Source organism: Fibrobacter sp. UBA3629 (assembly GCF_002374005.1).
GTDB lineage: Bacteria > Fibrobacterota > Fibrobacteria > Fibrobacterales > Fibrobacteraceae > Fibrobacter.
Genome location: NZ_DFLC01000022.1, coordinates 46092 through 69700, shown reverse-complemented (window position 1 = coordinate 69700; position 23609 = coordinate 46092). Strand labels below are relative to the sequence as shown.

Here is a 23609-nt window from a genome sequence, read left to right as displayed (position 1 = left end):
ATGTCCGCAATCGATCTGTTCACCAAGGAAACGGACACGTCCTCGTTCATACAGGACGTGCTTTCCTCGGTAAACTATTCGGTAGCCCTGCACGACACCGCAAACGCCTCAGAGGCAACGGCACCCATCGTCATCTGGGACCTTGATTCCTTCGCGGCCGACAACGAACGCGAACTTCCGAGAATCCACAGGGAGCATCCCGAAACGATGGTGCTCGCCTACGCCCACAGCCCGGACGCCTACAGTTTTGCGGGGAACTCCTACGACATCATCCTTTCGGTAGAAGCCGTACGTCTCCACCTCATGAGCAAGATAAGCCGCCTCAAGGAAATCCAGAAGGCACGGCTCATCTTCAAGGAACGCATGAGCCACCTCGTGGGCAAGAGCAGGGCCATGCAGGATCTCCGCAAGAAGGTGGAACGCGCCATCCTGCATACGGGACCAGTCCTTATCCAGGGAGAATCGGGAGTCGGCAAGGACCTCGTCGCACGCGCGATTGCCTGCATGTACGACAAGTTCGTGGTCGTGAACTGCAGCGCCATCCCGGACACCCTATTCGAAAGCGAACTCTTCGGACACACGCGCGGTGCTTTTACCGGAGCGCAGAACGAACGCATCGGGCTCTTCGAAGACGCTAACGGCGGAGCCATTTTCCTCGACGAAATCGGGGACATGCCGCTGCATGCACAGGTAAAGCTCCTGCGCGTCATCCAGAACAAGGAAATCCGCCCCATCGGCGCGAACAAGACACGCCATATCGACGTGCGCATCATCGCCGCCACCAACCGCGACCTCCGCGACGAAATTCGCGAAAAGCGCTTCCGCGAAGACCTCTTCTACCGCCTGAACGTGATTCCCGTGCAGCTTTCGCCGTTGCGCGAACGCAAGGAAGACATCGAGGACCTCGCAAACTACTTCATAAGGCAATACGCGCCCGCGGGCGAACCCTACACGCTGTCGGAAGATGCCCTCGAGAAACTCCGCAACCACAGCTGGCCGGGCAACATCCGCGAACTCGAAAACGTCATCCAGCGTGCGCTGTGCTTTACTGCGCCCGGGACTCTCACGGCAGACGACCTGCAGATAGAACCCGCAGCCAGTCTCCAGAGCCAAGCACAGGGCAACATTTCTGCTTCGAGCTTCGAAAGCTACAACGATTTTCAAGATTGGCAGCACCAGGAAGAACGCACGTTCCTGATTGCAAAAATCCGCGAAAACGGGGGATCCGTGAGCCTTGCCGCCGAAAAGCTTGGCCTATTGCGCACGACCCTCTACAACAGGCTTTCGCGCCTGGGCATAAACGTCAAGGATTTTCGCCTGGGCGATAAAATACAGTAAGAACGTCGTGCCCCGCCATGTAGGATTCGCGGGCGACCAATTCTTCGGGCATATCAGGACACAAAAGGCCTTCTAGACCGGGTTCTTCGAGCCGCTCCTCGACGCTGCAGTCGGTGGAACGCCAAAGGTCGAGCCGGTCCCAGAGCCCGCATTCGAAAATCATGGAGGCCAGCTTGGCACCCGGTTCGACCATGAGCCTGTGCATGCCGCGTTTGCCCAGATCCTGGACCATGAATTTCCACCGAGACGCAAAGTCTTCGCCGAGCAAGCGAACGACCTCGGCTTTCGATTCGAGCGCAGGCTGTTCCACACAGGAATAGACCAGGGTCCGGGAATCGCCAAAAACCTTCAGGGAATCAACCTCGCAAGCCGTAAATTCGCGGTACGGCGCCCAGACGATTTTAACGGGGCTGTTTCCATGGACTAAGCGAACATCAAGCCCCGGGTTGTCCGACAGGAGCGTCCCCGACCCTACGAGAACGGCATCGCTCATGGCGCGCAACTCGTGATTCCAGCAGTTGGCGGCCTCCCCCGTGATGGAAACCGGCAAATGAGCCCCGCCACGGCCGACGGCACCCATGAATCCGTCCTGCGATACGGCCATTTTCACCTCGACAAAGGGAGTCGCGTTACGGACAAAATGGTCGTAGCCTTCGAAATAGCGTTCGACGTCGCGATAGACTTCGCGACCCTCCAAAAGGGACTCGTCCGCCACTCCATGCGACGGCGATTGCCCGGAGGAAATCACCATGCAGCCCTCGGGACAGGATTCGTCGTCCCAATTTTCGGCCACATGCGCACGCGCACAGGCATCCTCGCCCTCGTAGACTTTTATTCCCGCATTTTCGAGAATGCCGCGGCTCTTGCCACGGACAACGGGATTCGGGTCCGCATGCGCGAAATAGACCTCGGAAATGCCGGCCGTGATAATGGCGGATGTGCAGGGGGGCGTGCGGCCCTGGTGACAGCACGGTTCGAGCGTCACGAACAGGGCCGCCCCGCGGGCGAGTTCGCCCGCGTCACGCAGCGCCATGACTTCGGCATGGGCCGAGCCGGGGCGCTGAGTCCGCCCCTTCCCCACGACAATGCCGTCCTTCACGACGACAGCACCGACTGCAGGGTTCGGTCGGCTCACCCCCACGGCAAAGAACGCCTCATCCAAGGCGAGCCGCATATAGTTCGTAACGTTACTCAATTTTCCGCGTTAGTTTTTCGGAAACGCCATGAACCCGCCGACCACGTTGAACACGCGCTCGTAGCCATTCTGGATCAGGATGTTCGAGACAGCCATGCTGCGCTTGCCGCTACGGCAGAAAATCAGCAGGTCCTTGTCCTTCGGGAACTCGGCAAGCCTCTGTTCGGCTTCCTGCAGCGGGATGTTCACGGAGCCTTCGGCGGTCCCTTCCGCCACCTCGCCCGGAGTGCGCACATCAATCAGCATCGCACCCGCCTTTTGCATTTCGAGCGCCTTCGCCCAGTCGATATTCGTAATCTGGGCCTTCGGGGCCTCGGGCGCCGGGGCCGGGGCTTCCTTCTCGGCCGGAGCAGGCTGGGCCGGGGCGGCTTCCGCCTTTGCGGCAGGCTTGGCCTGGGGGTCGTTGCAGCCGGCCATCATGAACATTGAACATGCAAGCATTGCGAATAGCTTTTTCATATCATACCTCACTTAAAAAATTAACGGTGGTCCTCGAAATCGTACTGGTTAAAGAGGATGGACACACCAAGGACAAAGACCGTTTCACCGTTGGCCCCCTTGATGGGGACCATGTTATACATGATGCCCTTGCCAATATTTCCAAAAAAGCCCTTCCACGAGACGCTCCTGCCCGTATCGAAAACTTCCGTCAGTGCACGCATCATCATCGGGAGCGCCTGCTGGTTAACCACGGCATCAAGGCACTTGCCTATCGCATCGTTCGGGCTCATTATCTGGAAATCGGTCACGAAGGCCTGGTTACAGCCGCGCACGATATAGTTCGGGTCCACCCAGAAAACGCGGATATCCGGGAACATGAACATGGCAGAGAACATCGAATCACGGTAATCCCCCGCATTGAGGACCGCATTTTCGAGAATCATGTCCATGCGCCGAGCCGATCCCTGGAACACAAGGTTGTTCCGTTCGTCCGTCGTGAGGCTTCCTCGGAAGCTGTACCACACGAGAGTCTTCTCCGGGCCATACAGTCGCAGCTTGATCGATTCAAACGGGTCGCCCCTCGAACCGAATGTATGGAAATCCTTGACCCTCCTGTTCAGCATGGCGTTCAAGAGTTCCCAATCCGGTTCGGGCATCATCTCGTGGACATTCACGTAGCCCGTAGATTGAGGGATTACGCGGTGTTCCTCGTCGAGAAGCGGAGTCAGGAGCCTGAACTTGCGGTCCTCGACTTCGAAATTCCAGAGGAAGTCGCCCGTATTCTGCAGAAGGTTGTCGAGCCTGGACTGCAAGCGTTCGCGTTCCTTCCTGTTCTCGTTCTCTTTCGTGATGTTCCTGATAAAGCAGACATAGTCCGTCTCCTGAACAGAAATATGTTCTACCACGGCCCTCATCTCGTACCACTGGATTCCGCTACTTTCCTGGTTCGAATCCAGCTTGGGCAAGTTGATGGAGAAAATGAACGACACATTCTGGTGTTTCTCGACATCGTCGAAGAATAGGGTCATCCTGGCCCAGTCCTTCGGATCCTGAAGGTCCTGGAACGAGCTTCCCGAGCTCAGGCGCTTAAAAAGGGGGTCCGACATATACATCGGAAGCCCGTAGAGGAACTCCATCTTTTGCGAAAATACGACGATGAATTCGTTAAGGTTGCCCGAAAAGCGCTCGTAGAGGTGCTGCCTGCGCATGCTGTCCTTCAAGAGGAAAACGCTAATACCGCAGACGACAAGCAGGATGATCGTCACCAGGAGGAGCACGATAATCCAGTTCATGCCAAATTCACTCGTCACCAATGCATTCATACAACACAAGATAGACAAATTTGGGACCCGTCAGCACGGCCAAAATCACTTGTTGATTCTTTTGACGGCCCAGACACCGTTCCAGTCGCCGATTTCGTCGCGAATTCCGTGCTCCGCACCGAGCAGAAGCCCGCCCCATGCGACGGAAATCCCGAAATCGAGCCCAAAACCCGGAAAGGCATAAGAAGCCTCAATCGAAAAGACGCCAATCCGCACCGAAGTCCCAAAGGAGACGGACTCAAAGTCGCTCACCGCAAAGGCGGAAAAATTACCAGTCGACTCCCAAAAGATTCCGACCCACGGAAGCGAAATCTTTTCGTCGACAAAGCCGCACCACCAAGAAGACAGCGCGAACCGCCCAAGCCGTCCGAGCAGGCCGAACTTCACGCGGTACCGGAGCCACGCCGCATCGCCCGGGACCCATTCGGCAACGGGACCCCAGGCAGCCCCCGCCTTCAGCTTCCAGAATGAAAGCGAAGCCTCAAGCATGGCGTAGGATTGCCGGAACGTCGAATCGAGACTGTAGTAATCGTAGACGAAGGCCCCGCCCAGAACTCCCATTTTCCAGCTTGCGGACAAGGAGGCGGCGCGCTCGGAGGGGCCGGAGCCTCGCCACCAGGTCGAGGCCGCGAGGGCACCCCCGTGTGCCCCCGCAGGGTTGGAGTTCCAACCCGCCGGCCCCCCGGGAACTGCAGATGCAAAACCGGCAAAAGAAACCGGCGATTCGAACGCGCATGCCAAATCCAGAAGCACGAGCACCGATGCCAACGCAATTCTACGGACGCAAGACAATTCCCACCACCTTCTCGTAATTTCCGGATTTCACACGGACATAGTTCACACCCACGTTCCCGAACTTCTGCAGCGGAATCTCCCGCCATACCGATGAATTCGAATCCGCATTCCCACTCCAGACCTTGCGACCGGCCGAGTCGAGCAAGCCCAGTTCTACGGCCGTTTCGCTCACCACGCGCACCCGCGGAGGCGGCCCCCCCATGCGGAAAATGCGACCCGAAACCGTAAACTCGACCGCACCGGCATTCCCTCCGCGCACCTTCCCCACAAACCCCGGCGAATTGTCGCCCCGGGAGGTCAGCGGGCTGAATCCCGAAGGACATTCGACCGTAGACTTGTCCCACGAGACGCTATCGATGGCGCTCGAATCAAAACAAAGCGACAGCGAACCGCCCGCGTTGTTGAGGACGCCCATCTTTACCTGCGATATTTTCACGTCGGCAATGCCAAGAAAAGCCCTCAGTTCCAAGGAATCCTTCGTCACGAGAAGAAGCCCGCCCGGGCCGATGGAATCGGCGATACCGCCCAACGCACCACCCCTGCCACAGAACCCGAACCGCGAAAGCGGAAGCGGACGCTGCGACACGTTGTAGATTTCGACCCATTCGGGTTCCGGTTCCTGGGGGCAGTGATGCACCTCGGACACCACAAGGGGGGATTGCCCCGGAATAAACGCGAGGGAATCCCACGAATCGTTCGCCGGGTAATCGTCTTCGGGAAGCCGCACCCGAATCCAGGCCGCCCCGTCCGCAGCCACCTCGCTCTCGAAACTTGTAGTCGACGGAAGCATTTCCGTTCGGCTACTCCCCCTTCCGAAAAGCCCCGTCCATTCGAGCGAGACGTCCGTCTCCCCACACCCCGTCAGCCTGCCCGACACGAAGAAGCCGTCCCCTCCCGGAGCGGCAGAGACCGAAACCGAAGCCACGCCGCAATCCTTTACGCCCGTCTCGAAGGCAGGGTTCGCAATTCCAAAAGTCGGGGCCGCAAAGTCCCAGTCGTCCGTCGAGCCGCGCCTCTGCATCGACTTGCCCGGCTTGGGAATATCGAGTTCCACCGAATCGGAACAGGCCCCGGCATGCAAAGTCCAAACCGAGCCGCGAGAATTGGGAAGCGACGGCCGCAAGGGGGCGCATGCGACAGCGCTCCGTGCCGGACACGACGCGCTGTCGTGGACCAGGACGAGCCTGGTCCCCGCCGGGTAGGCGTATGCGCCCCGCGTCCCGTCCATCGAAATATATAGAGAATCGGCAGCAAAAGCGGAATCCAGCAGGATTTCTACGAATTCACCCTCGCTGTCCGGAACATCGGTCGGGTCCGGAAAGAACTCGACAAACATCGGGCATGCCGCAGCAGTCGCCGCCGCGAAAAGCATGTATTTCAAGATATCCCCCGAAGGGGTTTACCCCGCCCGCCGCCCCGAAGGGACGCCACCTATACTGGAACAGGCAAAGGTATCAGTCGACCGAATAGTCGCCTGGAAGAATATAGGCAACCGGATTCACCGGATGATCCCCGACCCAGACCTCGTAGTGGAGGTGAGGGCCCGTGGAGCGCCCTGTGGAACCCATATAACCAATTGTCTGGTAGCGCCGGATAAACTGCCCGGGCTTGACAATGAACATCTGCATGTGGCCATAGCGGGTCTTGAGACCGTTGCCATGGTTTATCGCCACGTAGTTTCCGAAAGAGGAACTGAACTGCGCAAGCTCGACGATGCCGTCCGCCGTCGCATAGATCGGGGTCCAGCGGTCGTTGGAAAGGTCTACCCCCTGATGCATCTTGCCCACCTCGCCCGTCACCGGATGGATGCGGGGGCCGAAACCGGAACCCACGTGACCGCGCGTCGGGGCAATAGAGGGAATGTAGCGCCAGCGGGACTGCTGCTGGCCCACATATTCGGAAAGTGCAAGGAAAGACTTGTTGTTGAGTTCAATCTTGTTCTGGAGGCGTTCAGCATTTTCGCGGAGCAGCGCCATCCTCTCAAAAACAGGAGAAGAACCGCGCAAAAGGAGTGAATCGGGGCCGATATAGCCGCCGGTGCCGAGCTCGCGTTCGGCCTCGTTCGGAGGGGTCAACGCGAACTTGGAATGAATCCTCTGCTCGTCCTTGAAAAACACGGAAGACGTCTGGTTCAGGTAATCGATAGAGTTCTCGATCTGGGCCATCTGCTTGTTGAGGTCCATGCGGCCCTTGATGACATGCTTCATCACCAGGTCGTAGCCGATGGTCGCACCGAGCTGGACAACCAGCAGCACCAGTCCGACGACGACGAAGGCACGGATAAAACCGTAACCACGGAACAAGAATTCGGGCAGATGCAAAGTCAGCGACTTCGATGAATTCTGGTAGTGGATGTTTGCCTTCACGAATTTCACGGGAACGAAGATAGAAAAAACGCCCTAAAAAGAAAAGTCCAGGACCGCCGCAATCACCCCAAAAGGGCGAAATCGGGCATCTAGTAATGTTTTTTTAACAGAAAGGCCTAAAAAGTAAGAATTTCGTCACAAAGGCCGGCGACAGTCCCGCGATGAGTCACGAAAAGCATCGTCTTTCCGGGATAGGCATCGAAGAGCCTGCGGAAGAGTTCGCGTTCGGTCTCCTCGTCGAGGGCGGAACCCACCTCGTCGAAAAGCCACACGTTCCCCGGCCGCAAGAGCCCGCGCGCGACAGCTATCCTCTGAGCCTGGCCCTCGCTCAAGCCCAGCCCGCGTTCGCCAAGTTCCGTGTCGAGCCCCTGGGGCATGTCGAGCACAAAATCGGCACAGGCGTCGTGCAGCGCCTTCCGCATTTCGTCCTCCCCCGCCTCCGGGTTCGCGAGCTGGAGGTTGAAGCGCACCGTCCCGCTCAGGAGCGTATTCCCCTGCGGCACGTAGACGAAATTCGAGCGGGTCTCTTCCGAAATCTCCACCTCGGAAGCACCGGAATAGAGCGACAGGCGACCACCCTCGGGGTGCGCGAGCCCCAGAAGCAACCGGAAAAAAGTCGTCTTGCCCGCACCCGTCGTCCCCATGATGGCCGTCTTGGAACCCGGCTTAAAGTCGTGACTGAACCCGTCTATTACGCCTGCGCCATCACCATAGCCGAAACGGAGGCCTTCCACACGGATTCCCGGTATACCGTCGAGCGTCACGCCCTCGCCGCGAACCGCCGGAGCACCACGCAGTTCCTGCAGTCGGTCGATGCTCGCTGTGGAATGCACCACCTGGGGTACCATGTTGAGAATCGAAAGAATCGGGCCCTGAATCTGCCCCACCAACTGCAAGAAGGACGTCAGCATGCCGACCGTGATAACCCCGTCGCGAAGCCCGAGAGCGCCCCACACGAAGGCGAAAAGGTAGCCGAGCCCGAAAGCGGAGCCCAGCGCGAACCGCGAAACGGTCGTGAACCGCGTCCTTTTCAGCACCTTCGATTCGAGTTCGCCCTGCATCTTGCCGAGGCGGCCCGCGACCCAACCCTCGCTCTCGAGACTACGGAGCACCGCATTGAATTCCACGCCCTCCTGCACCTGCATCTGGATACGGCTCTCGCGGTCGCGGATTTCGAGGGTCATGTTGCGCAACTTGCGCGAGACGAGCTTGCCGAGCACGATCGCCACGGGGGTGAACAGGAGCAGCGCCCAGGCGAGGCGGGCGTCGAACCAGCGCATCAGCAGGAACGCACCCACCAGCTGGAGCCCCGTCACAAGCATCTGCGGCAAGGTATCCATGGCCGTCGTCGAAACGGATTCTATGTCTTTCGAGAGCCTGGAGGCCACGTCGCCCGAATGGAGCTTGTCGCCGCCGTAGAGGCTACGCGAGAAAAGCCCCTCGAACGCCTCGAGCCGGAGAGCATTCGACTTGCGGACCACCGCGGACGCCGTCATGTAATAAAAAAGGAGCCTGAGGACAATCCCGCCGACCACCGTAAGCACCAGGAAGACCACCATCCGGACGATATCGGTTTCGCTCCCCGTAACGATAGTCTCGTCGATAAAGCGCTTGCTGAGCCAGACCATCAGAAGCCCGAGCGATACGCGGCCGAGGCCCGCAACGATGCGGAAGGCAATGTTCAGGCGGAACCCGCCCGTACTATCCCACAGCCACGAGAGGTATCTCATTCGAGCACGTTCACCTTCTGCCATTCGCCGACAATCGCGGCGACATCGGCATGGGCGCGTTCCGCGTCCACGTCGTATTCGGCGCACAGAGCATCCGCAAGGGCATCGACCGTAAAGTCGCCCGCCTCGCACGCCTTGTCCCAGAGCCAGGCCGCCGTCTCGTTCAGGCACAGGAGTTTGCCGAAGTCGAGGGCGCCGAGCCCCTCGCCCATGATAACCTTTTCGCCGCACACGTCGCGCAGCACGAAACCTTTCTTAATACGCATAGAAAACTCCGTCTAGTTGCCAATCCGGTGGCAAACCCTATACAATTTAAGCAAAATCCTGCGGAACGGCAGGAGCGCAACCCACATTTTCACGGCCAGACGCATCCGCGGCATTTCGAGCGGAATCCGTTTACCGCCGGGGCGCACCACGTGAGTCACCTTCGCAAGCACGCCGTCCATGCCACAGGTCTCGCGACCGCAGAGGTTGCCGTCGCCCATGAGCGTCACGCGCCCGCCATCAAGAGAGACAATCCTGTGGACCACGAAGCGCCCGGTGTCCGTGCGGGCAAGCACCACGTCGAGCCTCTTCACCTCGCCGGGCTTCACGAGCACCACGCTGTCGCGGCCACCCTCGATGAAGGGACGCATGCTACGGCCGTTCACGGGAAAAGTGACCTCGATACCCTCGTTCACGAGGCGGACCGCCTCCGAAAGGATAACACCGTCGTCTATGCAGGTGCTCTCGCTCACTTGGCGACCGCCTCCACGCAAACCTTCGCCGCCTCCTCGTCGGGGAGGCACTGCAGGAACCACACCGGGACATTCATCGCAAGCCCGTTCTCCGTAGCATGGAGGCCGTCCGCGACGCCACGGTCCCAGCGCGCCCCCGAAATGCTCGTGATGAGGGCCGCATAGGCCTCTACACCGCGCAGGCGCACTATCTTGTTGAAAGGAGCCTGTTCCAGGAGCACGATACCGCCGATTTTAGCTTCCTCGTTCCTGTAGCATGGGGTCTTGCCGCTCCACGGCGAGCCGTAGACCCGGACGTCCTTGGAGCCGTCCGGCGATTCAAGGATACGCACCACCGGGTTGTCGTCGTTCAGGAGATCCGAACCCGCGTTGTGCTTGAGCCAGAGACGCGCGTGCGTACTCTTTCCCGTGCCGCTCTTGCCGAGGAACATGTAGCCGCGGCCGCCGTAGGTGACGACCGCCGCATGGAAAAGTACAGTGCCGAACTTGGCCGTCGCGAGAGCGTAGAGTACCATCAGGGAATTGTTCAGCGCAAAGCGCGAGAGGTGCTGCATCGTCGGACTATCGCCACAAGCACACAAATAAAGCGTTGCCTCTCTATAACCGGGCGCACACACAAGCACGCCCGCCCTTTTCCCGAACAGGCCGAAGTCGAACACGGACTCGCCCGCCGCCGTACGGCCGCAGACGATGATATCGCCTTCCTCTTCCTGGCGCGTATCCTCGACATACTCCGGAATAGACATTCCAGAGGCCACTGCCAATGTAAATATAAGAGAACATTCGTCATTCGGACTGCCGGCCGTGGTCTCCGCCACCTCGAACGGGGAGTAGTTCTGCATCAGCGCAAAGAGGGACTCCCCTGCCTCTACACGGAACAAGTGGCCCGCAACGCGGAAGAACTTCGAGACCATCAGAAAAACTCCTTGATCGAGAGCTTGCGCAACTTTATACGCAGCGGAACCGTACGAAGGAAAAGCTTCCAGTAGCCGACCTCGGACCAGAAGGTCTCCGCCGCATCGAAGGGGAACATCCGGAGCGAATTCTTGCGGTTCACGAGCCAGCGCATGACGGTACCCCTGCTGCGCTTGCCCGCATAGCGCCCGAAGTTGCCGCCCTTCATGACAACGTCCAGCATCCAGGCACCGCGCCCGGGATCCGGCCTGCAGAGCATCTTCGAACGGTCTAGCCCGAACGCTTGGCCCAAAAGCCACATCAACGCACCAGCCGTCCGATAAAGCCCGAACTTGCGGAGTTTCACGGAAATTTCAGCGCGGTCCGCCTCGGTCGCCTGCGACAGTAGCACGTAGTAGTCCATGATCTGCCGCATCCCGATGCCGCCCGCGATAAAATGCCGCTGGATATGCGAAAGCTGCATCGCGAGCGCGAACTTCATCGACGGAACGTTGAACCCCTCGGGAACCGGTTCCGGATGGGCTATCTCATCATCCAAAAAGCGCATGAGCCGCGCATTGCTAAACGGACTCCGGTTGCCCGACGACGGCCTGTAGTGGACTTCGACCGTTATGCCGTCCGCGGTCCGCGGCAGGTGCAGGTGGTGGCTCGATGCCATATTATTGACGCGCGTGGCGACATCGTCGTTCTCGCCCGTTTCGGACAACAGCCCCATGCGACGGAGCAGGGCATCGACGCTTTCGCGACCCCCCTCGACCCAGATGTCGATATCGCCACACTGGCGCATGAACGGGTCAGGATAGAGACGCGCGTTCGCAGGCCCCTTGAGGATGGCGCACTTGCGGCCCTCCGCCTCGAACAGCCGGGTAAGCCGCGCCGCCTCGCGATTGATGAGCTTGTTCTGCCCCCTGACGGTCTCCGCCTCGCTCGCCCACTGGAAAACGACGTCGAACGGCGGTTGTCTGTCCTTCGGCAACTTGCAGACACCGGCGTATGCGACCCCCAGAAGCGACTGCTGGGTGGCCATGCGGTAGAGGAGCGGCCACTCTTCGACAGACCCCACCTCAAAACAAGAAAAACCCTCCCCGCTTACACCGAGTGCAAGTCGAAGAAGGGCAAAGAAATGCTCGTGGAGAGTATCCACTAAATTATGCTAACGGATCCTGTTTGAACGGGGCAAAGCCGACTTCACCGGGATTTTGGGGATCAGGGCTACCGCAAAGAATGAGATTGCCCTTGTTTTTCAGATCAACAGTTTCCATTTCCGGAGCGATGTATTCTTTTTTCATGACTTCCTCTTTTTAAGGTCTAGGAACAATGATGACATCAAGCGTTTCAGGAGCACTATCTCCCAGGAGCCTTACTCGGTGGGCAACAGCGACAACCTTCATTCGAGGTGCAACATATTTCCTTTTTTTATTCATCATTACCTTACGATTACTCGTTTACCATTATAATAGTAAATTCCCTTGGTGGTTGGCTTGGCGTTGAGCTTGCGGCCCTTCATATCGAACCAGCTGTCGATAAACTTGATTTCGCCAGTCCTCGTGTCGAGGGTGCCGATGGCTGTCGTTTCGCCCGTCTCGCGTTCGACAATCACAACATCCAGTGTTCCCGGGACGGAATCTTCGTCGATGGAAGCCCTGTCGAGTGACGTGCTGGATTTCTTCAGCGGGAATGCAAGTCTGTTACCCTGCTGGGCATTCATCTTGAGCAGGTAGGCGCGGAAAGGACGGATAAATGCGCCCGCCGCATTCTTTGCAAACTGACCCGCGGCAAGGTTGTTTATCGCATTGGCGGTATAGCCATAGGCCGAGCCTAGCTCCTCGTCGCCCTCGTTCCACTTCTTGTATTCGTACATTCCCTTGAACATCCACTTGGTGGCGGTCCCGCTTACCGGATTGTTCATCTCGGCCGTGTTCAGCAGAACCTTTTCACCATTCAAGTTGAACGTGATGTTTTGGGAGGTCGCACGGACGATGTAGGGCGTATTCGCGATAAGCTGGGTGTGGTTCTCGTCAGCAGCCGGGCAGAACGAGACCTGGTGCTTTGCCAAGTCGACATCCACGAATTCGTAGAATTCAGCCCCAGAGATTTTTGCCCAATCAACCGTAAAGGGCAAGACAATCGACGAGAACTTCATATCCGATGAGGTCTCGTTCACCGGGAAGGTCCTGCTGAAGCTGATGGCATCCACGCGAACATTTTGTTCAGCCGTGATAGCGTCAACCGAGCCCGAGGACGCTCCGTCAAGCTCCGCGGTCAACTTCCCGTTTTCGTCTTCGTAGACCTTGATGGCACCGAAGTCGTTCACGAGGAACGGATAGACTTTGTTCCACTTTGCGTAGAAGGTCGTATCGCCGGTAGAAGCAGCTTCAATCGATATAACCTTCTCTCCGGTATATTCAGCGTTGCCATACCAGCCATCGAATTCATAGCCATCCCTGGTCGGGGTAGCAAGTTCTGTTGCCTCTGCAGCCGTGTATGTATTCGGCGTCAGTTCAGCGGGTTCGCCATCTATATTGTATGTAATCGTGTACGGAACCGGCACCCACTTAGCGTAGAAGGTCGTATCGCCCGTAGAGCCCTTGGCAATTCCTGTCACGGCATCGCCTTCGAATTCGGCGTTAGTAAACCAGCCGCCGAAGGTGTAACCAGCGCTATCTGCAGGATTCCTTAATGTAATAGCATCATCAACAGTATACAAAGTATCACAATAAGGTTTATCCGTTCCTACATAAGTGATCTTGTATATCTTGTTCAACTTGGCATATAATGTCGTGTCACCATAGGCACCTTTTTTGATTTGTTCAACTTTGGTTTTATAGTCCATAGCAGAGTACCACCCCACCATCTTGTAACCATCAGGAGGCGTAAGATTTTTAAATTTCACGCTAAAGGTTGACGTTTCAACTGTATAATTATCTGGATTACTAGGATCATTGACACATCCATCACACACATAGGTAATCGAGTATACGATTGGATCGCTCCACGTCGGGTAAACAATCAAAGGAGCATTAGCGGAATACTCATCACCGAAAGCGTAAGTTAGCCCTTCTTCAGAAACCCATCCACTCTGCAAATAACCTTTGCGAGTATAAGACGCATCCCTTAATGTATAGGCTTCATTATGAATCTTTTTCTCTGCAGCAACAAGCCCTGTTCCATAGGCTCCCGCTCTATATGTGATGTCATAAGAGACAGTATCCCATTTCGCATAAAGTGAGATATTTTCGGTTAGACCAGAAGGAATACTTGTTTTCTCGTCTTTAAATTCAGCATCAGCATACCAACCCAAAAAACGATACTTTTCATTCCATTCTGGATCGGAAAGCGGCATTCCATCAACAGTAAACTCGTCTGCATTTGAATTTGTGCATTCATCCGAACAATTCAGCACATAATTCACCGTATAGGTATTCTTTGTCCACTTGGCAAAAAGATCGACATCACTCGTAATATTCTGTGTAAAGTCAAACGAATTTTCTGCATCTCTTTCAAACCATCCTTCAAATGTATATCCAGGGTGCGGATCCATCTTATCGACCGTCAGCTCTGTTGCATGCTCGTTTTCATAGACGGAACTTACATACGAAGCCGTAGATGTTTCATCTTCATAAAAACGAACAGTAAAAACAGGAGCGGTAGTCCATGCGGCAACCAAAGTCATGTCCTCTGTTGCAAGCGGAAGATTATCGAGCCCGTTTTCAACATAAAGAATCGTTGGATCATCCCCATTCGCCCAACCCATAAAATTATACTTCACATTTTGAACGTCAGTGAATGTAGTCGGCCTTTCAAAGCCCTGTACTGCAATTCTCTTTCCGTTTTCAACCTTTATCGATACCGATTCAGAAGATCCATTTGGGAATGTTCCGTGCAAATTCCCGTTAACAGGACTGAATGTAATCGTATGCATCTTATTCCAAGATGCCGTAATCGTTGTTGCCTTGGTAGCAGCTTTATTGTAATCATCACCAGACCAACCGGCAAACACATAACTGTCATCGCCCCAAGAGGGGTTTGCAACGCCATCATTATTAATTATATTCCCAGCCTTTACATATTTCACAAATGTTGTTCCGCCAGCAAAGGAGCCTTCATTTGCATTGAAGGTTATCTTGTAACCATCAGCGCCGTAACCGTTCAAGGAAATGCTAGTCGCAGCATCAGACCACGGAGAATCCTTAGTGCAAACACCATCCACCATTTCACCACCATTAAGGGTACAGGCGATCAATGCCGAGTTCAACTCCGACGCTCCTGTCGGAGAACCTGTAGTGTCGCCAGCCCTAGTACGGCCTATACTGTTATCCCCAAATATATCGCTATCATAATAAACATTTTCAAAAGCAGTTGTTCCATCATAGTGATTGCCAACAATGGCTCCCGCTGCACCTGCCCCCGTACTAGAGAGAGTGTTTCCAGCATAAACGCAAGAGGATATAGTTGCAACTGCACCAGAAGTATATGCCTTTGTATAACCCGCAATTCCTCCAACATAGGCAGTACCACTTGCATCGATGTTTACTTCACTATAACAATTGCGAATCGTTCCACCACCATTGTTACCAACAATACCGCCAACGGCTTGCCCATCACCAGAAGTAACCATCTTACCCGTCACATAGCAATTTTCAACGATGCTATTCGGATTTGCTTGCCAGCCAACAACAGTCCCAATGGAAAGCGGACTCTTTTCATTGTCTTTGTTTCCAGAAACATATCCATTTCCATAAGCATAAACCTCAACATTTTCAAGGATTACATTCTGTACATGTCCCGTGAAGGCTCCAATAAGCCCCAAATTCTGCGCATATTGTCTATCGTTCGGATACTTTTTTAGAATTTCCTCTGCACTTATGTACAAATTCGATATTATCTTATTATTGCCATCAAAATCAACTGCTCGTTGAGTCCCCTTTGCCGAAATCGGAATCCAGTGATAGCCAGCCATATCCAAATCAGCCATAACTTTTGCGCAATAAGGCGTTTGGTTGTCATTTACTTTTTTCGCGAACCAGGCTAGTTCCGCTGGAGACGTGATCTGATAGCACTCATTCACCTTTTTAGGCGCATCTGCATCTGCACTCCTGTGATCAATCCACGCATCCATAGCAAACCCCTGCCCCACAAGCATCAGGCAGGCCGTACAAACTAAAATTTTAAATTTATTTACAAAAGGCATAAAAACCTCCATTTTTGCTCAAATTTAGCAAATATTTGTAAAGATATAATAATTTTAAGAAAAATAACAACATCAAAAAGAAGGCGTGTGAGAATCATCACGCGCAAAAGCCTTTTTACGGTCCAATCCCTTGCCAGACATGTGATTTAGGTCAAATTCCCTACCTGCCCGGTCGGAATTCACATTCCCTCTTTTTTTGGGGGGCGGACCCGCTAGATTTCGTTGTCGATGTCGACAAACATGGCGGGAATCTTGAGCTCGTTTTCGATTTTCGCAGCCAGCGCCCGGACGCCGAAAATCTCGGTGCGGTGGTGGCCCGCCGAAATCAGGTTGAAACCGAGTTCCTCGACGGCGATGGGCACGGCTTCCTTGATGTCGCCCGTGACAAAGGCGTCACAGCCGAGCGAGATAGCCTCCTCGATGCCGCTAGCGCCCGAACCGCTGCAGATGGCTACCTTCCGGACCATCTCGCTGCCGTAAAGGAGGCTGTGCTGAACCCCGTGCTCGAACACTCCGCACGCAAGGTCCACAAAGCCCTCGCGGGAAACAGGCTCGGCAAACTCCCCCACGACGCCCACGGTACGTTCGCCCTCGCGCATAAACCCTTCGAGCTTCTCGAGGCCGAGCGCACGGGCTATAAGCACGTTGTTCCCGATTTCCATGTGGCCGTCGAGCGGCAGGTGGTAGCCGTAAAGCGAGATGCCGTTCTGCATCAGGCGGCGCATGCGCTCGCCGAACTTGCCCACGAGCACGCGGTTCTCGCCCTGCCAGAACCCGTTCGGGTGGTGGACAATAATGCAGTCCGCATGTTCCTCGATTGCCGCATCGATAAGCCTGTCACGGAAGGATACTCCCGTCACGATTTTGGTCACCTTGTCGGACGCCTCCACGCAGAGGCCATCCACACAGTAGTCCTTGAACGCGTGCGGTTCAAGAAGGTCGTTCAGCCAGCCGGAAAAATCAGATATGTTCATACCCAGAAAATAGCAAAAAAGAGAAAAATGACCGAACCGAACCTCACCCGCCCGTCCGGAGTTGTCAAACCTTATGCGTTTTTGTACATTTATGCATAGAAAACCAAAAAACGTTTTTTCAGCGCTTGGGGAAGCTCAAAAATGCGACTTTCTTTTCGGTGCTGTTAACAAAGGAGCCCAGCAATGGCACACTATCTATTTACCTCTGAATCCGTGTCCAAGGGACACCCGGACAAGGTTGCCGACCAGATTTCCGATTCCATCCTCGACGCCTGCCTCGCACAGGACCCGAAGAGCCGCGTGGCCTGCGAAACGCTCGTGAACACGGGCCTCGTCGTGATTTCCGGCGAAATCACCACCAAGGCGAACGTCGATTTCCAGGAAGTCGCCCGCAACACCATCAAGAATATCGGCTACGTGAACCCCGACCTGCAGTTCGACTACAAGGGCTGCGCCGTGCTCGTCGCGATGGACAAGCAGTCCCCCGACATCGCGCAGGGCGTGGATGCCAAGGCCGCCGACGGCAAGAAGGATGACAAGCAGGGCGCCGGTGACCAGGGCATGATGTTCGGTTACGCCGTGAACGAGACGCCGGAACTGATGCCCCTCCCGATCAGCCTCGCCCACAAGCTCATGGAAAAGATCCAGGAACTCCGCGAATCCGGCGCCATCAAGTGGCTCCGTCCGGACGCCAAGTCCCAGGTGACTGTGGAATACGACGAGAACGACAAGCCCGTACGCGTGGACACCGTCGTGATTTCTACCCAGCACGATGAATTCGTGAACGGCAAGGAACTCAAGCACGCCGTGATCGAAAAGGAAATCATCGAGAAGCTCATCAAGAAGGTCATCCCGGCCAAGCTCCTCGACAAGAAGACCCGCTACCTCGTGAACCCGACCGGCAAGTTCGTTGTCGGCGGCCCGCACGGCGACTGCGGCCTCACCGGGCGCAAGATTATCGTGGACACCTACGGCGGCATGGGCCGTCATGGCGGTGGCGCGTTCAGCGGCAAGGACCCCTCCAAGGTCGACCGCAGTGCAGCATACGCTGCCCGCTACGTAGCCAAGAACATCGTGGCTGCAGGCCTCGCCTACCGTTGCGAAGTCCAGCTCGCCTACGCCATCGGCTACAGCAAGCCCGTGTCCGTGCTGGTGAACACCTTCGGTACCGGCAAGATCGACGACCGCAAAATTGAAGAAATCGTTGCGAAGAACTTCGACCTCTCCCCGGCCGGCATCGAGAAGATGCTCGACCTGAGGAAGCCCGGCTACGTAGCGACAGCCGCCCTCGGCCACTTCGGCCGCACCGGCAAGCGCTTCACGTGGGAAAAGACAGACAAGGCCGCAGCACTCAAGAAGGCCGCGAAGATCTAATCCTGCGAAGCCGCAGAAAACGACATACGAAAGAGCGCTCCCGAACCGGGAGCGCTCTTTTCATTTATCCGTTACGGACAAACGCTATTAACAACCGAGCTTGGCGGACAGGTAAGCTTCGAGTTCGTCAATCTTTACCAGTTCCTGCTTCATGGAGTCGCGTTCGCGAACGGTCACGAAGCCCAGCTTTGCCGGATCGGATTCACCCTCGCCCACCGTGTCGAAGTCGACGGTCACGCAGAACGGCGTGCCGAGTTCGTCCTGACGGCGGTAGCGCTTACCGATGGACTGCGTTTCGTCGTATTCCACGTTCCAGCGGTTGAGGAGTTTCTGGTAGAGTTCTTCGGCCTTGGCCTTCACCTGGCCCTTCTTCACGAGCGGAAGAACGGCGACCTTCACCGGAGCAATCTTCGGGTCGAAGTGGAGAACGGTACGTTCGTCGTTTTCGAGCTTTTCGACTTCATAAGCGTCGCAGAGAAGCACCAACAGCAGGCGTTCCACACCGAGAGACGGTTCCACCACGTACGGAATATAACGCTTGTTCTGCACCGGGTCAATGTATTCCTGCTTGACCTTGGATTCGTTCTGGTGCTGCGTCAGGTCGTAGTTTGTACGGCTTGCGATACCCCAGAGTTCGCCCCAACCGAACGGGAATTCGTATTCGATGTCGGTGGTACCGTTGGAGTAGTGGGAAAGTTCTTCCTTGGCATGTTCGCGGAGGCGGAGCTTTTCCTTGTTCACGCCCAGGTCGTTCACGAGCCAGTCGAAGCAGTACTTGCGCCAGAAGTTGTACCATTCCAGTTCGGTGCCCGGTTCGCAGAAGAATTCCAGTTCCATCTGTTCGAATTCGCGGGTACGGAAGATGAAGTTACCCGGAGTGATTTCGTTACGGAAGCTCTTACCGATCTGGCCCACACCGAACGGGATGCGCGGGCGGACATTGTCGACAATGTTCTTGAAGTCCACGAAGATACCCTGGGCCGTTTCCGGACGGAGGTAAACCTTGTTGCCTTCGCCTTCGATCACGCCGATTTCGGTCTGGAACATCAGGTTGAATGCGCGGGGCTTGGTCCAGTCGGTCTTGCCGCAGGTCGGGCATTCAATCTTGTTGTCCATCATCATCTGGTGGACTTCGTCAAAGTTCTTGCCGGCGCAGCAGCCTTCGCCGAGTTTGTCTTCCAAAAGTTGGTCGGCACGGAAACGTTCGTGGCAAGCGAGGCAGTCGACCAGCGGGTCAGAGAAGTTTCCCACGTGGCCAGAGGCCTTCCAGACGCGGGGGTTCAAAAGAATGGAACTGTCGAGACCGAGCACGTCCTGGCGGCTCGTGACGAACTTCTTCCACCAGAGGTTCTTGATGTTGCGCTTCAGTTCCACGCCATACGGACCGTAGTCCCAAGTGTTGGCGAGGCCGTCGTAAATTTCGGAGCCGGGGAAAATGAAACCGCGGCGCTTGCAGAGGGAGATGATGTCCTTGAGGGCATCCTGAACTTTCTTTGCCATTATGTAATCCTTTATCGGCTAAATCAAGCCGGACTAGGAACCTACCTGGATGGTAGGCCCTGACGGGGGTCAAATATAGTTTTTTTGAGGACTTTCCCTCTACCTTATCAACATTTTACTCTTTTTTACTAGATTTATAGGCCTACTTGTTGATAGATTTATGATGTCCGCCCCTCACGGACAAGGAATAGAATATTTATGCAGATCGACTGGGAAAGATGCCTGAACTACTTGCGCGGAATGCTCTCCGATTCCGTCTTCAAGACTTATTTCGCACAGACAAAGCTGGTGAACCAGACTGCCGGACACACAGTGATTTCCGTGCCGCCCGGACTGGACACCAAGGTCTACTCTGCCTACAAAGAACTCATCAAGCTCGGATGGAAGGACGCGACGCACCTGGACACGCCCATGGAGTTCGAGTTCCAGCCGCAAGAAATCGCACTGCAGCCCGCACAAGCCCCTAGCGACAACAGCTTCAAGGACTTCCTCAAGCCGAGCGTCCCGCTTTCGGGGAGCTTCCGCTTCGAGAACTTCGTGCCCGGCGACAAGGCGCAGCTCGCATTCAACGCGGCCATCGCCGTCGCGAAAAACCCCGACGGCACGCAGTACAATCCGCTGTTCATCTACGGATCATCGGGACTCGGCAAGACGCACCTCCTGCAGGCCATCGGCAACTACATCCTCGAAGAAGACCCGACCAAACGCGTCTGCTACCTCACCAGCGAGGACTTCTCGCAGCAGTACATGAAGTGCCTGCGCGAAGGCCGCGTCACCGAGATGAGCGACTTCTACCGCAACGAGGTCGACATCCTCCTCATCGACGACATCCAGAACTGGACGGGCAAGTACGAGACGCAGAACGAGTTCTTCCTGATTTTCAACGCGCTGCACCAGGCGGGCAAACAAATCGTACTTACCTCCGACGCGCCGGCGGGCGAAGTGAAGAACCTCTCCGACCGCCTCGTGAGCCGCTTCGCCTGGGGCCTCACCGTGGACATCCAGCCGCCCGACGTCGAGACACGCGAAGCCATCCTCCACAAGAAGGCCGAAGAACGCCACCTCGAAATCAGCGACGACGTGCTGCATTTCCTCGCCGAGAAGATTGCGAGCAACGTCCGCTGCCTCGAAAGCGCCATCATCAAGCTCACGCTGCAGTCGAGCCTCATGAACCACGATATCGACATGAGCATTGCGCAGAAAGTGGCCGCCGAAATCGCGCCCACGCTCCGCCGCCGAGTAAGCCTCGACGCCGTGCTCCACGCCGTCTCGCAGCATTACGAGGTGCCCGAATCCAAGCTCACCGAGCCCGGGCGCGGCACCAAGGAAATCTCGAAGGCGCGCCAGGTCGCGATGTACCTCATGCGCGAATGTTCCTCCATCAGCCTCCAGAGCATCGGTTCGCGCTTCGGCGGCAAGGACCACTCCACCGTCGTCCACGCCATCAAGAGCGTGAAGAAGGAGATGGAGACGGACGCCGCTTTCGCACGCCTCATCGAAGGCCTCAAGAATTCCATCCACGACTAACGGAATCAAGATGAATTTATTCAAAGCCACCGGAATCTGCCTTGCGATGAGCGCAATGGCAGCTTTTGCCGAACCCGAAACGCTTACCGTCATCGGCGTCGGCGACATCATGATGGGCCTCAACTTCCCCGAAGAAAAAACCGTACTCCCCAAGCAGGACGGCGAGCTCGTGTTCTCCGAAGTGAAGGACATCCTGAGGGATGCCGACCTCACCACGGGAAACCTCGAAGGCGTGCTCATGAACAAGGGCGGGCTCCCGAAGCCCTGCTGCCGCTCCACCAAGAAGTCCGGCAACTGCTACTGCTTCCGCTCCCCCGAGAACTACACGCGCCACCTGCTCGACGCGGGATTCGACTACGTCAGCGTCTCGAACAACCATTCCGGCGACTTCGGCAGCGAAGGCAGAATCTGCACGCAGCGCGCCCTCGACGAAGCGAAGCTCGCCTATGCAGGATTCGAGAAGAGCTGCGAATACAAGATCCTTGAACTGAACGGCGTGCGCTACGGCTTCGCCTCGTTCTCCGTGAGCAGCGGCACCCTCACCGTATTCGATACAGAAAAGGCGAAGAAGACCATCGCCCTCCTGCGCGACTCCTCCGACATCGTCATCGCCACGATGCATATCGGAGCCGAAGGTTCCAAGTACACGCATATTACCCGCGAATCGGAAACATTCCTGGGCGACAACCGCGGCAACCCCTACCAGTTCGCGCGCCTCGCCATCGATGCCGGAGCAGACATCGTATTCGGCCACGGCCCGCACGTGCCTCGCGCCATCGACCTCTACAAGGGCAAGTTCATCGCCTACAGCCTCGGGAACTTCGCGACCTCCACCAGCGTAAACATCCAGGGCGTCACGGGATACGCCCCCATCGTGAAGATTACCATCGACAAGAAGACCGGCGACTTCAAGGAAGGACAAATCTACTCGTTCATCCAGAAGGGCAACAACGGAGATCGCAAGCCCAACCGCGACGACAAGGGCGCCTGCATCAAGCTCATGAAGGAACTCACCGAACAGGACATTCCCGAATCCCCCATCCAGATTGCCGACGACGGAAAGATAACGCTCAAGTAGCCGCGGTTAGCAATAGCAAAGCGCGACACGCCTATACAAAAAGCCCCGGACCAAAGTCCGAGGCAATTTTTTACGATTGTCATCACCGATTTTCACGGTTGTCATCCCCGCGCAGGCAGGGATCTAAATCGATTACAGGCAGTGAGCGCGGAGGTCTTCGTCGCTGAGCGTGCTGAGGTATGCAGGCGGAACGTCGAGAACGGTGAAGCAACCGGTCTTGCCGTCGTTAGCCTTCATGCGGAGTGCCGCGCGGGCGTAAACCACGAGAACGCTCGTCGTGAATTCCGGGTTGGAATCGAGCTTCAGGCTGTATTCGATCACGTGGGTGTGTTCCTTGTTCATGCCGGTCTTGCCGGTACGAATCACAAAACCGCCGTGAGCGAGCCCGCTGTGGTTCTTGTTGAATTCTTCTTCGCTGATGAAGTTGACCGTGGTGTCGTATTCGTCGAAGTAGTTCGGCATCGTCTTGATGGCGTTTTCGATATAGGCCTTGTCGGCACCTTCTTCGGCCACCACGTAAACGAGGCGCGTGTGCTTCTGGCGGGTGGTGAGTTCCGGCATGGAACCGCTACGCACAGCTTCGAGAGCGGCTTCCACCGGGCAGGTGTACTGCTTCGCGTTCTTCACGCCCTTGATGCGGCGGACAGCGTCGCTGTGGCCCTGGGAAACGCCCTTGCCCCAGAACGTGTAGTCCTTGCCTTCCGGAAGGATGGACTGGGCATACACGCGGTTCAGGCTGAACATGCCCGGGTCCCAGCCCACAGAAATCATCGCGATGTTGCCGGCGGCCTTGGCGGCAGCGTCGACGGCAGCGAAGTGCTGCGGAATCTTGGCGTGCGTGTCGAAGGAGTCGATCACGTTGAACATAGCGGCGTACTTCGGGGTGAGCACCGGCAGGTCCGTAGCGGAGCCGCCACAGATGATGAGCAGGTCCACCTTGCCTTTCCAGGCTTCCATTTCAGAGACGTTCAGCACCGGAACGCCCGCCGTCTGGATCTTGACCGTAGCGGGGTCACGACGCGTGAAAACGGCGACCAGTTCCATATCCGGAGCCTGCTTCACGGCGCATTCTACACCGCGACCCAGGTTACCGTAACCGAGAATAGCAATCTTTGCCATAACAATA

Annotated in this window: 20 protein-coding genes; 4 read left to right on the top strand and 16 right to left on the bottom strand. The window is 56.3% G+C overall.

Annotated features, from left to right (window positions below; genetic code table 11):
• On the top strand, positions 1 to 1338 hold the full coding sequence (locus B2310_RS07610) for a sigma-54 interaction domain-containing protein (RefSeq protein ID WP_173382003.1): 1338 nt from the start codon (positions 1 to 3) through the stop codon (positions 1336 to 1338).
• On the opposite strand, the gene B2310_RS07605 is transcribed toward B2310_RS07610, so the two are convergent.
• The 14 genes from B2310_RS07605 to B2310_RS07540 all read right to left on the bottom strand — a co-directional run bounded on the left by B2310_RS07605 (position 1304) and on the right by B2310_RS07540 (position 17004).
• The gene (locus B2310_RS07605; protein ID WP_290730193.1) at positions 1304 to 2512 is read right to left on the bottom strand and encodes a bifunctional diaminohydroxyphosphoribosylaminopyrimidine deaminase/5-amino-6-(5-phosphoribosylamino)uracil reductase; all 1209 of its coding nucleotides are present in this window, start codon (positions 2510 to 2512) and stop codon (positions 1304 to 1306) included. The two genes, B2310_RS07610 and B2310_RS07605, sit on opposite strands and share 35 nt — an antisense overlap.
• Before the next feature lie 30 nt (positions 2513 to 2542).
• Positions 2543 to 2992, bottom strand: a complete 450-nt coding sequence (locus tag B2310_RS07600) for a rhodanese-like domain-containing protein (protein ID WP_290727379.1) — start codon at positions 2990 to 2992, stop codon at positions 2543 to 2545.
• A 20-nt stretch (positions 2993 to 3012) separates the two neighbouring features.
• Positions 3013 to 4296, bottom strand: coding sequence for a hypothetical protein (locus tag B2310_RS07595; RefSeq protein WP_290730190.1), 1284 nt, complete (start codon positions 4294 to 4296; stop codon positions 3013 to 3015).
• A 45-nt stretch (positions 4297 to 4341) separates the two neighbouring features.
• Positions 4342 to 5088, bottom strand: coding sequence for a hypothetical protein (locus tag B2310_RS07590; RefSeq protein ID WP_290730187.1), 747 nt, complete (start codon positions 5086 to 5088; stop codon positions 4342 to 4344).
• Positions 5072 to 6463, bottom strand: a complete 1392-nt coding sequence (locus tag B2310_RS07585; RefSeq protein WP_290730184.1) for a lamin tail domain-containing protein — start codon at positions 6461 to 6463, stop codon at positions 5072 to 5074. Before B2310_RS07585 ends, B2310_RS07590 begins: the two co-directional genes overlap by 17 nt.
• An 82-nt stretch (positions 6464 to 6545) precedes the next feature.
• Positions 6546 to 7466, bottom strand: coding sequence for a M23 family metallopeptidase (locus B2310_RS07580; protein ID WP_173364886.1), 921 nt, complete (start codon positions 7464 to 7466; stop codon positions 6546 to 6548).
• A 107-nt stretch (positions 7467 to 7573) separates the two neighbouring features.
• Positions 7574 to 9187: an ABC transporter ATP-binding protein gene (locus tag B2310_RS07575; protein ID WP_290730181.1), complete on the bottom strand. Its 1614-nt coding sequence runs from the start codon at positions 9185 to 9187 to the stop codon at positions 7574 to 7576.
• Positions 9184 to 9453, bottom strand: a complete 270-nt coding sequence (locus B2310_RS07570; protein ID WP_290730178.1) for a PqqD family protein — start codon at positions 9451 to 9453, stop codon at positions 9184 to 9186. The genes B2310_RS07575 and B2310_RS07570 overlap by 4 nt, the downstream gene beginning before the upstream one ends.
• Positions 9454 to 9465: 12 nt before the next feature.
• Positions 9466 to 9924, bottom strand: a complete 459-nt coding sequence (locus B2310_RS07565; RefSeq protein WP_290730175.1) for a S24/S26 family peptidase — start codon at positions 9922 to 9924, stop codon at positions 9466 to 9468.
• Complete coding sequence (locus tag B2310_RS07560; protein ID WP_290730172.1) at positions 9921 to 10838, bottom strand: hypothetical protein; 918 nt, start codon at positions 10836 to 10838, stop codon at positions 9921 to 9923. Before B2310_RS07560 ends, B2310_RS07565 begins: the two co-directional genes overlap by 4 nt.
• Positions 10838 to 11902: a nucleotidyltransferase domain-containing protein gene (locus tag B2310_RS07555; RefSeq protein WP_290730169.1), complete on the bottom strand. Its 1065-nt coding sequence runs from the start codon at positions 11900 to 11902 to the stop codon at positions 10838 to 10840. The genes B2310_RS07560 and B2310_RS07555 overlap by 1 nt, the downstream gene beginning before the upstream one ends.
• An 85-nt stretch (positions 11903 to 11987) precedes the next feature.
• Positions 11988 to 12128: a hypothetical protein gene (locus tag B2310_RS07550; RefSeq protein ID WP_290730165.1), complete on the bottom strand. Its 141-nt coding sequence runs from the start codon at positions 12126 to 12128 to the stop codon at positions 11988 to 11990.
• 137 nt (positions 12129 to 12265) lie between these two features.
• Entirely contained in the window at positions 12266 to 16042 is a 3777-nt protein-coding gene (locus B2310_RS07545; RefSeq protein ID WP_290730162.1) for an InlB B-repeat-containing protein, read from the bottom strand.
• 200 nt (positions 16043 to 16242) lie between these two features.
• Positions 16243 to 17004 carry a Nif3-like dinuclear metal center hexameric protein gene (locus B2310_RS07540; RefSeq protein ID WP_290730159.1) on the bottom strand — a complete coding sequence of 254 codons (762 nt, stop codon included), beginning with the start codon at positions 17002 to 17004 and terminating at the stop codon, positions 16243 to 16245.
• A 183-nt stretch (positions 17005 to 17187) separates the two neighbouring features.
• Between B2310_RS07540 and metK the strand changes: the two genes are divergently transcribed.
• On the top strand, positions 17188 to 18378 hold the full coding sequence (gene metK / locus B2310_RS07535; RefSeq protein ID WP_290730156.1) for a methionine adenosyltransferase: 1191 nt from the start codon (positions 17188 to 17190) through the stop codon (positions 18376 to 18378).
• An 87-nt stretch (positions 18379 to 18465) separates the two neighbouring features.
• Here metK and B2310_RS07530 read toward each other — a convergent pair whose 3' ends face one another.
• Entirely contained in the window at positions 18466 to 19878 is a 1413-nt protein-coding gene (locus B2310_RS07530) for a glycine--tRNA ligase (RefSeq protein ID WP_290730153.1), read from the bottom strand.
• A gap of 198 nt (positions 19879 to 20076) precedes the next feature.
• Between B2310_RS07530 and dnaA the strand changes: the two genes are divergently transcribed.
• Positions 20077 to 21405, top strand: a complete 1329-nt coding sequence (gene dnaA, locus B2310_RS07525; protein ID WP_290730150.1) for a chromosomal replication initiator protein DnaA — start codon at positions 20077 to 20079, stop codon at positions 21403 to 21405.
• Between the two features lie 10 nt (positions 21406 to 21415).
• A complete protein-coding gene (locus tag B2310_RS07520; protein ID WP_290730147.1) occupies positions 21416 to 22483 on the top strand; it encodes a CapA family protein in 1068 nt (355 codons plus the stop codon).
• A 132-nt stretch (positions 22484 to 22615) separates the two neighbouring features.
• Here the strand turns inward: B2310_RS07520 and B2310_RS07515 are convergent, their stop codons facing one another.
• Positions 22616 to 23602 carry a diaminopimelate dehydrogenase gene (locus B2310_RS07515; RefSeq protein WP_290730144.1) on the bottom strand — a complete coding sequence of 329 codons (987 nt, stop codon included), beginning with the start codon at positions 23600 to 23602 and terminating at the stop codon, positions 22616 to 22618.
• Positions 23603 to 23609 lie beyond the last annotated feature (7 nt).

Excerpts from the sequence above, each read along its gene's own strand:
- B2310_RS07600 (WP_290727379.1), bottom strand. The coding sequence starts at position 2,992 with ATGAAAAAGCTATTCGCAATGCTTGCATGTTCAATGTTCATGATGGCC.
- B2310_RS07520 (WP_290730147.1), top strand. The coding sequence starts at position 21,416 with ATGAATTTATTCAAAGCCACCGGAATCTGCCTTGCGATGAGCGCAATG.
- B2310_RS07560 (WP_290730172.1), bottom strand. The coding sequence starts at position 10,838 with ATGGTCTCGAAGTTCTTCCGCGTTGCGGGCCACTTGTTCCGTGTAGAG.
- B2310_RS07605 (WP_290730193.1), bottom strand. The coding sequence starts at position 2,512 with ATGCGGCTCGCCTTGGATGAGGCGTTCTTTGCCGTGGGGGTGAGCCGA.
- B2310_RS07575 (WP_290730181.1), bottom strand. The coding sequence starts at position 9,187 with ATGAGATACCTCTCGTGGCTGTGGGATAGTACGGGCGGGTTCCGCCTG.
- B2310_RS07570 (WP_290730178.1), bottom strand. The coding sequence starts at position 9,453 with ATGCGTATTAAGAAAGGTTTCGTGCTGCGCGACGTGTGCGGCGAAAAG.
- B2310_RS07545 (WP_290730162.1), bottom strand. The coding sequence starts at position 16,042 with ATGGAGGTTTTTATGCCTTTTGTAAATAAATTTAAAATTTTAGTTTGT.
- B2310_RS07610 (WP_173382003.1), top strand. The coding sequence starts at position 1 with ATGTCCGCAATCGATCTGTTCACCAAGGAAACGGACACGTCCTCGTTC.
- B2310_RS07585 (WP_290730184.1), bottom strand. The coding sequence starts at position 6,463 with ATGCTTTTCGCGGCGGCGACTGCTGCGGCATGCCCGATGTTTGTCGAG.
- B2310_RS07515 (WP_290730144.1), bottom strand. The coding sequence starts at position 23,602 with ATGGCAAAGATTGCTATTCTCGGTTACGGTAACCTGGGTCGCGGTGTA.
- B2310_RS07550 (WP_290730165.1), bottom strand. The coding sequence starts at position 12,128 with ATGAAAAAAGAATACATCGCTCCGGAAATGGAAACTGTTGATCTGAAA.
- metK (WP_290730156.1), top strand. The coding sequence starts at position 17,188 with ATGGCACACTATCTATTTACCTCTGAATCCGTGTCCAAGGGACACCCG.
- B2310_RS07595 (WP_290730190.1), bottom strand. The coding sequence starts at position 4,296 with ATGAATGCATTGGTGACGAGTGAATTTGGCATGAACTGGATTATCGTG.
- dnaA (WP_290730150.1), top strand. The coding sequence starts at position 20,077 with ATGCAGATCGACTGGGAAAGATGCCTGAACTACTTGCGCGGAATGCTC.
- B2310_RS07540 (WP_290730159.1), bottom strand. The coding sequence starts at position 17,004 with ATGAACATATCTGATTTTTCCGGCTGGCTGAACGACCTTCTTGAACCG.
- B2310_RS07530 (WP_290730153.1), bottom strand. The coding sequence starts at position 19,878 with ATGGCAAAGAAAGTTCAGGATGCCCTCAAGGACATCATCTCCCTCTGC.